The sequence below is a fragment of the Acidovorax sp. GW460-11-11-14-LB4 genome, assembly GCF_059423685.1.
This window is the reverse complement of sequence record NZ_JBWKYJ010000040.1, coordinates 1-13291: the sequence shown is the minus strand read 5'-3', so window position 1 is coordinate 13291 and position 13291 is coordinate 1. Positions and strand designations below refer to the sequence as shown.

Below are 13291 nucleotides of genomic sequence, written 5' to 3'. Positions count from 1 at the left end.
TCATGCGGCACTCTTCACAGGCGCAAATGTCTTCGTGTCCGACAGCTTGAGCGTGGCGCTCACGCTACCGGTGCGGCCGTCCTCGAACTTGACCTGGGTCTCGATGTACTGCTCGGTGCGGCCTGCGTACAGCGCATCCACCAGCACGCCGTACTTGTCGGCAATGAAGCCCCGGCGGACCTTGTTGGTGCGGGTGAGTTCGCCGTCGTCGGCGTCCAGCTCCTTGTGCAGCACCAGGAAGCGGCTGACCTGGCTGCCAGCCAGCATGGTGTCGGTGGCCAAGTCGGCGTTCACCTTCTCGATGCACTCGCGGATCAGTTCGTAGACCTCGGGTTTTTGGGCCAGGTCGGTGTAGCCAGCGTAGGGCAGGTTGCGGCGCTCGGCCCAGTTGCCCACGGCGTCGAAGTCGATGTTGACCATCACGCAGACCTTCTCGCGCTTGTCGCCCAGGGCCACCACTTCCTTGATGTGCGGGAAGAACTTGAGCTTGTTCTCCACGTACTTGGGCGCAAACATGGCACCGTCGTTGGCGCCACCCTGGATGCGGCCCACGTCTTTCACGCGGTCAATGATCTTGAGGTGGCCGTGCGCGTCCAGAAAGCCTGCGTCGCTGGTGTGGTACCAGCCGTCGGCGGTGAGCACTTCTGCGGTCGCAGTGGGGTTCTTGTAGTACTCCTTGAGCAGCCCTGCGGACTTGACCAGGATCTCGCCGTTGTCGGCCACCTTGATCTGCACACCGCGAATGGGCACGCCCACCGTGTCTGCGCGCGCCTGGTTGTCGGGCTGCAGGCAGACAAACACGGCGGTCTCGGTGGAGCCGTACAGCTGCTTGAGGTTGATGCCAATGGAGCGGTAGAACGTGAACAGGTCGGGGCCAATGGCCTCGCCCGCCGTGTAGGCCACGCGCACGCGGCTGAAACCTAGGTTGTTGCGCAGCGGGCCGTACACCAGCACATTGCCCAACGCGTACTTGATGCGGTCGAGGGTGCCCACGGGCTCGCCATCCATGAGCGCCGGGCCCACGCGTTTGGCGACGCGCATGCAGGCCTCGAACATCTTGCGCTTCAAGGCGCCCGCGTCTTCCATGCGGATCATCACGCTGGTGAGCAGACCTTCAAAGATGCGCGGTGGCGCAAAGTAGTAGGTGGGGCCCACTTCCTTCAGATCGATGGTCACCGTGCTGGCCGACTCGGGGCAGTTGACCACGTAGCCGCAGGCCAGCCACTGGGCATAGCTGAAGATGTTCTGCCCGATCCAGGCGGGTGGCAGGTAGGCCAGCACTTCTTCGCTGCTGGTGAGCTTGTCGAACTCGGCGCCCGCACTGGCGCGGTCCAGCAGCGTGCTGTGGGTGTGGACCACGCCCTTGGGGTTGCCCGTGGTGCCGGAGGTGAAGAACATTGCAGCCACGTCGCCGGGCTGGGCCTTGGCCACCTCGGCCTTGAACCAGCCGGGGTTCTTTGCAGCAAAGGCCTTGCCGGACTCGATCAGGGCATCCAGCGATGCCAGGCCGGGCTCTGCGTAATTGCGCAGGCCGCGGGGGTCGTCAAAGAAGATGTTGGAGATTTGCGGGCATTGCTCGCGGATTTCGAGCAGCTTGTCCACCTGCTCCTGGTCTTCCACCAGGCAAAAGCGCACCTCGGCGTTGTTGAGCGGGAAGATGCATTCGGCCGCCACCGCGTCCTGGTACAGCGGCACGGGGATGGCGCCCAGCGACTGGGCGGCCAGCATGGTGGCGTACAGGCGGGGGCGATTCGCGCCCACCACCACCATGTGTTCATGGCGCTTCAGGCCCGCCAGGTGCAGGCCGGCCGCTACCTGTTCCACCAGGCGCACCAGGTCGGCCCAGCTGTGGGTTTGCCAGATGCCATATTCTTTTTCGCGCAGGGCCGGGGCATTGGGGCGCTCGGCGGCATGCTTGAGCAGCAGTTGCGGGAACGTGGTCAACATTGCAGGTTCCTGAAAGTGAGAAGGTGTCAGCCCGGCGACTGCCGGGCGCGCAAGCTTGTGATTGCGCGATGGGGGAATGCTAGGACCCACTTTGACGTCATCTTGTCTTGCCGACGACAATTTAGGGGTAACTCCCGGGTGGGTAAAACCCTGCCCACGGGCGGGCGGTATCCTCCGGGGCATGTACGCCCCGTTCTTCGGCCTTCAGCACCCGCCGTTCTCCATCGCCCCCGACCCCCGCTACCTGTTCATGAGCGAGCGGCACCGCGAGGCGCTGGCGCACCTGCTGTATGGCCTGGATGCAGGCGGCGGTTTTGTGCTGCTGACGGGCGAGGTGGGTGCGGGCAAGACCACGGTGTGCCGCTGTTTTCTGGAGCAAATCCCGTCGCACTGCGATGTGGCCTACATCTTCAACCCCAAGCTCACGGTGGGCGAGCTGCTGCGCTCCATTTGCGACGAATTTGGTGTGCCGCACCAGTCCTCGGTGGCCGGGGTGGAAACGGTCAAGGATTACATCGACCCGCTCAATGCCTCGCTGCTCGCGGCGCATGGCGCCGGGCGCAACACCGTGCTCATCATTGACGAGGCGCAGAACCTGTCGGCCGACGTGCTGGAGCAGCTGCGCCTGTTGACCAACCTGGAAACCAGCGAGCGCAAGCTGCTGCAGATCATCCTGATCGGCCAGCCAGAGCTGCGCACCATGGTCGCCAGCCCGGCCTTGGAGCAACTGGCCCAGCGGGTGATTGCGCGTTTTCACCTCGATGCGCTGAGCGCGCAGGAGACCCAGCAATACATCGCCCACCGCCTGGCCGTGGCGGGCCTGCAAGGCCCGCTGCCCTTTAGTCGCAGCGCCCTGCGGCGGGTGCATGCGCTGTCGCGCGGCATTCCCCGGCGCATCAACCTGCTGTGCGACCGGGCGCTGCTGGGTGCCTATGCCGCCGGGGTGCGCGAGGTCAGCGCCCGCATCGTCCAGCGCGCGGCGGCTGAGGTGTTTGATGCGCCAGCGTCGGCCGCTGCTGCGCGCAACGCCCGTGGCCTGTGGCCGCGCTGGGCGGTTGCGGGCCTGGGCGTGGTGGCGGGAGCAGCCCTGGTGGCGGGCGGATGGGCACTGGGGGCCTGGCCGCAATGGTCTCGGCAAGGCGCCGTGACATCCGCCGTGCCTGCGGGCGCCATGGCCAGCAAAACATCTGCCAGCGCGCCAACGAGCGGCGCTGCCAGCACAGCGGGGGTAATGCCCGCAGCCCCTGCGTCAGGGGCTTCGGCCCCGCGCGGGGCAGCGCCGGTGGCCCTGTCGGACCTGCAGCAGTTTGTGGCCGCACTGCCCGCCAGCGACACCGCCGCCTGGCAGGCGCTGGCCTCGGCCTGGGGTGCCAGTGTGGCCGATGGTGCCGACGCCTGCGCCGCATTGCCCCGCGACGGCTTGCGCTGTTATCGCAACCGCCGCGCCGGCCTGAACCTGGTGCGGCAGATCGATCGCCCAGTGCTGCTCACGCTGTTCCCGTCCGAAGAGGGCGACGTGGCGGTGTCGGCCGTGCTGCGCCGCCTGGACGGCGACACGGCCACGCTGGAAGGCGGGGGCCGCACGGTGCGTGTGCCCGTGGCCGAGCTGGCCCAGGTGTGGCGCGGCGACATCGCCACGCTGTGGCGCACGCCGCCCGATATGCCCGACAAAGGCGACCTGGCGGAGACCCCCGCTGGCGCCGCCTGGCTGGACCAGCAACTGGCCACGGCTGCAGCCGGGGGCACGCGGGCTGCCGTACCTGCAGCCGGCCGCGCGACCACGCCGGCCCAGCGCCAGTCCCGCATCCAGCGCTTCCAGCTGGCCCAGGGGGTGACCCCGGACGGCCGGGCGGGCCCCTTGACCCTCATGCTGCTCAACCGTGTCAACGGCGTGAGCGAACCGCGCTTGCGCACCGGAGGCTGAACCCAGTGTCTTACATCCTTGATGCGCTGCGGCGCGCAGAAGCTGAGCGCGGCCGCGGCGCTGTGCCCGGCATCCATACCCCGGCGGTGCCCGTCCCCGGTGCCGTGCCGGTGGCAGGGGGATCGGCCATCAGCCCGGTGCTGGTGGCCGTGGCGGTGGTGGTTGTGGCTGCTGTGGCGGCCGGTGGTACCTGGTGGTTTATGCAGCGGCCGGTGCCTGCGGGCGCCGTGGTTGTTGCTGCAGCGCCCGCCACATCCGCCGCTGTGGCGCCGTCCATGCCGGCGGTAGCGTCCACGGCGCCGCCCGCAGCGCCTGCAGCTCTGCCGACAGCCCCCGAAGCGGCCCCTGCGGTGGTGGCGGCGGTGGCGCCCCCTCCGGCAGCCGCGCCTCGCGCGGCGGCACCGCAGCGGGAGCGGCCCGCGCCGGTGTCCAGCAGCTCGGTCGCGCCGCGCTCCCCCGCCACAGACTCTGAACGGTCACGCCCTGCAGAGCCCGCCCCCCGTGAGCGCGTGCCTGCGGCCCCAGCGCCGCGTGTACCCGACATGGCTGCGGCCAGTCCAGCTCCTTCAGCAGCACCGGCGGCTACGGGCACCGTGTTTGCCCAGGCCGACCTGCCCGAGGCTGTGCGGGCGCAGTTGCCGTCGCTCAAGATCTCTGGCGTTACCTATTCCAGCAATCCGGTGTACCGCATGGCCATCGTCAACGGACAGGTGCTGCACGAGGGCGACCCAGCCGGGCCAGGCCTGCTGCTGGAGAAGATCGAGCCCGGCCGGACCATCTGGTCGTTCAAGGGCTACCGGTACGGGTTGGCTTCGCAATAACAAAATTTGGGCGAAATCGGCCAGTAGCGCTAGTGCAATATGCGCCGATAGCTATTTAATTGATAGCAATTGTGTGGGTGTCCGCTGCGCCACCTGCGCCGCTCACATCAGCGCAGAACTGGCGGGACCCAGGGCTATCGCAAGAACCGCCCGTCGCGCCCCACCAGCGTGAGCTCCACAAAGCGCGAGGCGTTGCGGTCCGGCGTGCTGGCGCTGATCTCGAACCCGCCCAGGTCCCACTTTTTCAGGTTCCAGGTGGCGTCGATGAAGGCCGCGCGCGTGGGGTTGCGGCCTGCGCGCTGCAGGGCCTCGGCAAACACGCGGGCGTTGATGTAGCCCTCCAGCGCCAGGTGCGAGGGCTCGGCCGTGGCGCCGGAGGCCTTCCAGGCGGCCTGGAATTCGCGCACCACGGGCATCACCACGTTGGAGGGCAGGGGCACCACCTGCGAAATCGCCATGCCCGTGGCGTCCGCGCCCAGTGACTTGACGGTGGCCGGGGTGCCCATGACCGACAGCGCGTACAGCGTCACGCCCCGCTTGAGCGCGCGGAACGCCTTCACGAACTCCAGCGTGGGCTTGCCTGCGAGGCCAATCACGATGGCCTCCAGGTTACCGCCAGCCAGCTTGGCCGCTGCGCTGCCCGCGTCCGAGGCGTTGTTCTCCACCGTCACCGTGGTGGCTTCGGGCAGTTTCAGCCGGTCCATCGACTGCTTGGCGGCGTTGAACACCTCTTTGCCGAACGAGTTGTTCTGGTAGACGATGCCAATGCGCTGGATGCCGATGGTGGACAGGTGCTGCACCAGCTTCTCGGCCTCGTCGGCATAGCTGGCGCGGATGTTGAACACGTTGCGGGCGTTCTTGGTGCGGCTGAGCTGCGCGCCGGTGAAGGGTGCAAAAAACGGGATGCCGCTCTCGATCACCTTGGGCAGCATGGCGTCGATCATGGGCGTGCCCATGCAGTTGAACAGCGCGAAATATCCGGGGTCGGCCAGAAACTGCTCCACATTGGCCAGTGCCTTGGGCACGTCGTAGGTGTCGTCCTGGGTGACGAGTTCAATGGCCTTGCCATGCACGCCGCCGCGCGCGTTGATGCCCGCAAATGCGGCCTTGGCGCCCTGGTGCATGGCCGAGCCCAGGTCGCCCAGCGGGCCGGTGAGGGCGGTGGATTGCGCAATCTTGATTGCGCCCTCCTGCGCGCGGGCCGCGCCGCTCCAGCCCAGCCCGGGCAGGCCGACGGCCGCTGCGGTGGCGGCTGCGGCGGCCAGCACCTGGCGGCGGGCCAGGGGGCGCGGCGCGGTGGGCGCGGGTGGGACGGTGCGTGCGGTGATGGAAGGGTGTTGGGTCATGGTGCTTGTCTCCTCGGGGGCTCCGGCCCTGTACGGGCGGGGCGCGAGGCGACATCATCCCGTCACGATTGGCATTTTTTTGTCGGTCTGGCGACAATTGGGATCGTGGTATTCCCGCATGCCGGGGCGGCTGCGGGACGCCCTTTTTCGTGAGAACCTTTGCGCCATGGACCCACGCACCCACCAGGACCTGTCGCTGCACCAGCGGCGCCGTTCGCCCACGCCGCAGGAGCTTGACGGTATTCCGTGGCTCGACTTGCTGCTGCCCGCCGAGCGAGAGCGCGCCGTGGCCTCGTTGCTGGTGGGGGACGCCAAGGCGGGCGACTATGTGTGCCGCGTGGGGCGCCCGGTGACCTACTGGTTTGGGGTGGTGGAGGGCCTGCTCAAGATGAGCACCGACAACGCCCAGGGCCAGACCATGACCTATGCGGGCCTGCCACCTGGCGGCTGGTTTGGCGAGGGCACGACCATCAAACGCGAGCCCTACCGCTACAACATCCAGGCCCTGCGCAAGAGCGTGGTGGCCGGGCTGCCGATTGACAGCTTTCACTGGCTGCTGGACCACTCCATCGGCTTCAACCGCTTTGTGATGAACCAGCTCAACGAGCGCCTGGGCCAGTTCATTGCAGCCCGCGAGATCGACCGCCTGAACAACCCCGATGTGCGTGTGGCGCGCAGCCTGGCGTCGCTGTTCAACCCCGTGCTGTACCCGGGCGTGGGCGAGGTGCTGCGCATCACGCAGCAAGAGCTGGCTTATCTGGTGGGGCTGTCGCGTCAGCGGGTGAACGAGGCGCTGGCGGCGCTGGAGGCGCAAGGGGCGATCCGGGTGGAGTACGGCGGTCTGCGGGTGCTGGACCTGGCGGCGCTGCGATCGAGTGTGACACCCCCCTGAGGCGCTGTGCGCCTTCCCCTTGAGGGGGCGACGCCCTCGCTGCGGGGCGGTCCTTGCTTGGCGCCCCTGGCGTGGAGTGCGCCCGATTGAAAGTCCCGTCAGCTACGCGGCAGTGCGGGAGCGCGGGATGATGGGGCTGAGGCCAGGTGGCGCGGGGCTGCCGTGCGCGTGGGCGCTGGCACTGCGGTGGGCGATGCGGAGGCGCTGGCCATGCCCCAGCTGTTTTCGTCGCCGCCGTCGCGCGTCAGGCGGAAGGTGCCCACCATCTGTGTCAGGCGTCCGGCCTGGTCCTTGAGGCTGTCGGCAGCGGCTGCGCCTTCCTCCACCAGGGCGGCGTTCTGCTGGGTCATTTCTTCCAGCGCACCCACCGACTGGCTCACATGCCCGATGCGCTGGCTTTGCTCCTGCGTGGCCGCCGTGATCTCGCCCATGATGTCGGAGACGCGGCGCACCGACTGCACCAGTTCTTCAATCGTCTTGCCGGCGTGGTTGACGAGCGTGCTGCCCTCTTGCACCTGGTCCACGCTGGTTCCGATCAGCGCCTTGATTTCGCGCGCGGCCTGGGCCGAGCGCCCCGCCAGGTTGCGCACCTCGCCCGCCACCACCGCAAAGCCACGGCCTTGCTCGCCCGCGCGAGCGGCTTCCACCGCCGCGTTCAGCGCGAGGATGTTGGTCTGGAACGCGATGCCATCGATCACGCTGATGATGTCGGCGATCTTGCGCGAGCTGGCGCTGATGGTGTCCATGGTGCGCACCACCTGGCCTACCACTTCGCCGCCGCGTGTGGCCGCATCGGACGCGGTGGACGCGAGCTGGTTGGCCTGGCGGGCCGAGTCGGCGCTTTGCGACACCGTGCCGGTCAGGTCCACCAGCGCTGTCGCGGCGCCCTGCAGGTTGTGCGAGGTCTGTTCGGTGCGCTGGCTCAGGTCCAGGTTGCCCGAAGCCACTTCGGAGCTGGCCACCAGGATGGAGTCGGCGGTCTGGCCGATTTCGCCCACCAGGGTGCGCAGGCGCTCCTGCATGGCGGCAATGGCTTCGAGCAGGCGGCCGGTTTCGTCGTGGATGCGCACTTCGACCTGCGAGGTGAGGTCGCCGCGTGCAATGCGCTCGGCCACCACGACTGCGCGGCCAATGGGGGCGGTGATGCTGGCCGTGATGCGCCAGGCAATCAGCGCGCCCAGCCCGATGGCCAGCAGCACCAGCAGCCCACCCACCACGCGGGCGCTGCTCTGGGTTTGCTCTGCCGAGACTGTGGCCTCGGCATTCAAGGTGTTTTGCAGCTCGATCAGCTCACGCAGCTTGGCGCGCCAGGCAGTTTCTGCAGGGGCCACGCGGGTCATCAGCGCCAGCGTGGCGCTCACGGTGTCGCCGTCGTCAGCGGCCTTGATGGCGCTGTCCAGTTCGGGGCGGGTCTTGCCGCCCAGGGTCTGCACCTCGGTCAGCAGCTTGAGTTCTGCGGGGGTGGCCGTGGCAGGGGTGAGCAGCTGGGTCAAAGCGGCTTCTTGCGTGGCGTATTCCTTGAGCGTCTTGCCCACGGCCACGATCTGCTCGCGCGCTTGCTTGGGGTCGATGTCGTTGAGCATGGCGGCGGAGCGGCTCTGGATGCCGATGGCGCTCACGCTTTCCAGCATGCCGTTGACCAGCTTGGCCTTATTGGCGCCCACGCCGGTGATCTGCGTCATCTGATCGTGCACTTTGCCCACGGACAGCTGGCCCACTGCCGCCACCGCCACCAGGAGCACCAGCATGCAGCCAAACCCTAGGCTGAGCCGGCTGGAAATCGACAGGGATTTGAAGGTGGAAGCAGCCGACATGGGGGTCCTTGGGTATCGAAAAGGATCAAAGCGTGATCAAACGGGGGCCTCTGCGCAAAGCAATAACGGTGCCCACCGGCCGCCGCGCGTCCGTTGAACGGGCGCGGGAGTCGGTGCAGTGTAGGCAATATCAACAAAATGTGTCATGAGCGTTGAGGATGGTCCCATGCCCGATCTGCATAGCTGTGCTTGTTACAAATACGGCACCGCACGACCCTGGTGCACTGGCGCCAAAGTGCAACAGAAGGTGGCGCTGAAATTATTCGCAAAACCGTCGCAGGCGCCGGTAATGAATGCCTGTGTTGCTATCAAAAACAAAGTGAATGTGGGGCTTGGGGTTTGCCCTTGCCCCCGCCACGGGTGCAAGCGATCAGGTATAAACCTGTAACACTTGCGAGGCCTTTCATGCATCCGTTTTTTCCCTCCTCCACGCTGCGCACCACCTTCGCTGCAGCCGCCCTGGCCTTGCTGGCCGGCTGTGCGGCACCCCAGGCTGATACCGGTTTGCGCGAAACCCTGGTGGCCGTGACGGCCTCGCATGAGCTCATTACCTTCCAGGCCGCGCAGCCCGAGCGCATCCTGGAGCGGCGCCCCGTGACGGGCCTGGCGCCCGGCGAGCGGCTGGTGGGCATCGACTTCCGCGTGGCCAAGGGCGTGCTCTATGCGCTGTCGCAGGCGGGTCGCCTGTACACGCTCGACATCCCCACCGGCGCGCTGCGCCCGGTGGGCCCCGCACCCACCGCGCTGGCGCTGCAAGGCGCAGTCTTCGGCTTTGATTTCAACCCGGCAGCCGACCGTATCCGGGTGGTGTCGAACACCGGCCAGAACCTGCGTCTGCACCCCGACACCGGGGCGGTGGTCGATGGCGACACTGCGGTGGAAGGGGTGCAGCCCGACCCCAGCCTGCGCTACGCCTGGGGCGACGTCAACGCCCGCCGTAGGCCCGACATTGCCGGTGCCGCCTACACCTACAACCCCAACGACAGCAAGATCACCACCAACTACGCCATCGACCGTGCGCTGGGCGTGCTGGTGATGCAGGGCTCGCGCGAGGGCACCCAGCCCGTGGTGTCGCCCAACGCCGGGCAGCTGCGCACCGTGGGCCCGCTGGGGCTGGGGCCGCTCACGGACGTGGGTTTTGACATCGCCGACGTGGGCAACACCGCCCTCATCGCCGTGCGCACCGCCGCCGATACCCAGACCCGGCTGCACCAGGTGGACCTGGCAACCGGCGCCACCCGCCCCCTGGGCCTGGTGGGCGATGGCGCGCCCCTGGTGGGCCTGGCGATCGAACCATGAGGCCGGACGGCCTGCCGACGCTGCGGCCGCGCGCGGTGCACCAAGCCTTGCGTCACGCCATGCGTACCTCGTCAGCGGCACTCGCTGCGCTGGCGTTGGTGGCCGGCGGCGCGCAGGCAGGCACCGTGCAGGTGGATGTGTCCGACGCTGCGGGCAAGCCTGTGGCCGATGCGGTGGTGTTCCTGGACTCGGCCGAGGCGCGCAAGCAGGTCAAACCGCTGACCGGTGTGGAGATGGCGCAGGAGAAACGGCAGTTTGTGCCCGGCCTGCTGGTGGTGCCGGTGGGCACCGAGGTGCTGTTCCCCAACCGCGACTCGGTGCGGCACCATGTGTACTCCTTCTCGCCGGCCAAGAAGTTCGAACTCAAGCTCTACAGCGGCACGCCATCCAACCCGGTGCTGTTTGACAAGGCCGGTGTGGTGGCCCTGGGCTGCAACATCCATGACCAGATGGTGGGCTGGGTGCTGGTGGTGGACACGCCGTACTACGCCCGTACCCCCGCCGCCACGGGCAAGGCGCAGCTCGACAATGTGCCGCCCGGCACCTACACGCTGCGCACCTGGCACACCCGCCTGCCGGTGGGTGCCCCAGCCCTGGAGCAGGCGCTGACCGTGCCCGCTACAGGCTCCGCCACGGCGTCGGTGCGCATGACGGGGTTGCAACCTTGAAGCGGCTGCGCCTGGCCCGGCGCAGCCTGATCCTGCGGTTGGTGGGGTTGTCGCTGCTGCTGCTGCTCATCGTGCAGGCGGCAGGGTTTGCCGTGGTGCGGGCCTCCATCGACCGCAATGCCCGCGCCCAGATCGCGCGAGCCCTGGACCTGGACGAAAACATCTGGCGCCGCCTGCTCGACCAGAATGCCGAGCAGCTGCGCCAGGGATCGGCCCTGCTCGCGGCTGACTATGGCTTTCGCTCGGCGGTCAACTCGGGGGACGAGGAAACCATCCAGTCGGTGCTGGAGAACCATGGCAGCCGCATCGGCGCAGCCGTGACTGCGCTGCTCGGAACGGACCTGGAGCTGCGCGCGGTCAGCCTGTCCGACAGCATGGAGCAATTCCCGGCCACACTGCGGCAGGTGGTGCCGCGCCTGGCGCAGCAGCCCCAGGGCAGCCAGATTGCGGTGATGGATGGCGTGCCCTACCAGTTCGTGATGGTGCCCATGCGTGCCCCTGTGGTCATTGGCTGGGTGTTGATGGGTTTTCGCATCGACCAGTCGCGTGCCGACGAAATGCGGCAGCTCTTGTCGGTGCATGTGGCCCTGATGATCAAGTCCCCGGAGGGGGCGATGACCCTGTCGGTCAGCACCTTGCCCGCGGATGCGCGGGCCTTGCTGCTGAGCACCGGTGGCGCGGCAGGCGAGCTGCAGACAGTCGAGGGCACCTTGCTCGCGCGGTCCAGCAAGCTCGACAGCGTGGGGGGGGAGGTGCACTCGCTGCTGCTGCGGTCGGTGGACGAGGTGGTGGCGCCCTACCGCCAGCTGCAGGTGTTGCTGGCCATCATCACCGTGGCGGGTGTGCTGCTGTTTGCGGCAGGCACGGGCCTGGTGGCGCAACGGCTCACCACGCCCCTGCGCTCGCTGCTGGCGGCCACGCAGCGGCTTTCGCGCGGTGAATACGATGTTCCGCTGGAGCACACCGACCGCACGGACGAGATCGGCAATCTGGCGCGTTCGTTCGACCACATGCGCGTGGACATCGGCGCGCAGCAAACCGAAATCCGCCGCCTGGCCTACTGGGACCGCCTGACGGGCCTGCCCAACCGGGAGCGCTTTCGTGACGCCGTGGTGCAGGCCATCGCCGCAAGTGCCGATCCTGCGCAGCCGCTGGCCGTGCTCACGCTGGACCTGGACCGCTTCAAGCATGTCAACGACGTGCTGGGCTACGCCTTTGGCGACCGCCTGCTGCAGGCCGTGGCCGAGCGTCTGAGCCAGCAGGTGCGTTCGCCCGATGACATGGTGGCGCGCCTGGGGGGCAATGAGTTCGCCATCCTGCTGCAGCGCGCCGACGCCGCTGCGGCACACGAGATTGCCCAGCGCATCAACCAGTCGTTCGAGCAACCGCTGGCCTTTGAGGACCAGACGGTGGACCTGAGCGCAGGCATTGGTTTTGCCTGTTGGCCGGGCAATGCGGGTGACGCCGACACGCTGCTCAGCCGCTCTGAAATCGCCATGTATGCCGCCAAGCGCAAGCTCAGCGGAGCCCTGCAGTACGACGCAGCGTTTGATTCGTCCAGTGCGCAGACCCTGTCGCTGCTGACCGAGCTGCGCCACGCCGTGGAGCACCATGAGCTGCGCCTGTACCTGCAGCCCAAGGTGCCCTTGCACGGGCAGCCGGGCCTGGCGGCCGAGGCGCTGGTGCGCTGGCAGCACCCGCAGCGCGGGCTGGTGCCGCCCATGCAGTTCATCCCGTTTGCCGAGCAGACCGGGTTTGTGCGCCACCTCACGCTGTGGATGTTTGAAGAAGTCGCGCGCCTGCTGGCCGACCCGCGCACGCAGGGCCTGCCGCTCAGGGTGTCGGTCAACCTCTCCACCCGCGACCTTCTCGACCCCGAGCTGAGCCACCGATTGGCTGACATCCTGGCGCGCCACGGAGTGGCGGCCAGTGCCTTTTGCCTGGAGATCACCGAAAGCGCGATCATGGACGATCCGCAGCGCGCCGAGGCCATGCTCAACCGCCTGTCGGAGCAGGGTTTCAAGCTGTCCATCGACGATTTCGGCACGGGCTATTCGTCGCTGGCCTACCTCAAGCGCCTGCCGGTCGATGAGCTCAAGATCGACAAGTCGTTTGTGATGGGCATGGAGACGGGCGAAGACGACGCGATGATCGTGCGCTCGACCATCGACCTGGCGCACAACCTCGGGCTCACCGTGGTGGCCGAAGGCGTGGAGACCGCCGCCATCCTGGAGCGCCTGCGCCTCCTGACCTGCGACGAGGCACAGGGGTATCACATTGCGCGGCCCCTGCCGGTGGATGATTTCCTGGCCTGGCAGGCCCGCCAGGGGTAGCTGGCGCCAGGTCGTTGCATCTCAGGTTTGGGGGCTAAGAACCTGTTCAAAGCAGTTCACAGGCGAAAATACACGCAATGTCTTCCTCCTCCTCTCGCCCGCCCGCGGACTCCGCTGCTGCCCCAGCCTCTGACGCTGGCGGCTCCACGCCTGTTTCTTCCTCTGCGCCTGCCGCGCGTCCTGTGCTGCGCCGCCCGACCCTGGCGGCCAAGCCTGCGCCTGCACGGCCTGCGCCCCCACCCAGGGC

Annotated in this window: 9 protein-coding genes; 6 read left to right on the top strand and 3 right to left on the bottom strand. The window is 67.8% G+C overall.

Annotated elements, in window-relative coordinates; genetic code table 11:
- The gene (locus tag AC07X4_RS14850; protein ID WP_494740510.1) at positions 1–1947 is read right to left on the bottom strand and encodes an AMP-dependent synthetase/ligase; all 1947 of its coding nucleotides are present in this window, start codon (positions 1945–1947) and stop codon (positions 1–3) included.
- A gap of 181 nt (positions 1948–2128) precedes the next feature.
- Here AC07X4_RS14850 and AC07X4_RS14845 point away from each other — a divergent pair, with 181 nt between their 5' ends.
- Positions 2129–3871: an ExeA family protein gene (locus tag AC07X4_RS14845; RefSeq protein ID WP_494740509.1), complete on the top strand. Its 1743-nt coding sequence runs from the start codon at positions 2129–2131 to the stop codon at positions 3869–3871.
- 5 nt (positions 3872–3876) lie between these two features.
- Positions 3877–4692 carry a general secretion pathway protein GspB gene (locus AC07X4_RS14840; protein ID WP_494740508.1) on the top strand — a complete coding sequence of 272 codons (816 nt, stop codon included), beginning with the start codon at positions 3877–3879 and terminating at the stop codon, positions 4690–4692.
- 134 nt (positions 4693–4826) lie between these two features.
- Here AC07X4_RS14840 and AC07X4_RS14835 read toward each other — a convergent pair whose 3' ends face one another.
- Positions 4827–6038: an ABC transporter substrate-binding protein gene (locus tag AC07X4_RS14835; protein WP_494740507.1), complete on the bottom strand. Its 1212-nt coding sequence runs from the start codon at positions 6036–6038 to the stop codon at positions 4827–4829.
- Positions 6039–6204: 166 nt separating this feature from the next.
- Between AC07X4_RS14835 and AC07X4_RS14830 the strand changes: the two genes are divergently transcribed.
- On the top strand, positions 6205–6930 hold the full coding sequence (locus tag AC07X4_RS14830) for a Crp/Fnr family transcriptional regulator (protein WP_056059696.1): 726 nt from the start codon (positions 6205–6207) through the stop codon (positions 6928–6930).
- Positions 6931–7028: 98 nt separating this feature from the next.
- Here the strand turns inward: AC07X4_RS14830 and AC07X4_RS14825 are convergent, their stop codons facing one another.
- Positions 7029–8744: a methyl-accepting chemotaxis protein gene (locus AC07X4_RS14825; RefSeq protein ID WP_494740506.1), complete on the bottom strand. Its 1716-nt coding sequence runs from the start codon at positions 8742–8744 to the stop codon at positions 7029–7031.
- Positions 8745–9149: 405 nt separating this feature from the next.
- Here AC07X4_RS14825 and AC07X4_RS14820 point away from each other — a divergent pair, with 405 nt between their 5' ends.
- From AC07X4_RS14820 to AC07X4_RS14810, 3 genes are read left to right on the top strand one after another with little or no spacing between them, the layout of a single operon-like run.
- Complete coding sequence (locus tag AC07X4_RS14820; RefSeq protein WP_494740505.1) at positions 9150–10043, top strand: DUF4394 domain-containing protein; 894 nt, start codon at positions 9150–9152, stop codon at positions 10041–10043.
- A gap of 59 nt (positions 10044–10102) precedes the next feature.
- On the top strand, positions 10103–10711 hold the full coding sequence (locus AC07X4_RS14815) for a methylamine utilization protein (protein ID WP_056060061.1): 609 nt from the start codon (positions 10103–10105) through the stop codon (positions 10709–10711).
- Complete coding sequence (locus AC07X4_RS14810; RefSeq protein WP_494740504.1) at positions 10708–13044, top strand: putative bifunctional diguanylate cyclase/phosphodiesterase; 2337 nt, start codon at positions 10708–10710, stop codon at positions 13042–13044. The genes AC07X4_RS14815 and AC07X4_RS14810 overlap by 4 nt, the downstream gene beginning before the upstream one ends.
- The last annotated feature ends 247 nt before the right edge of the window (positions 13045–13291 follow it).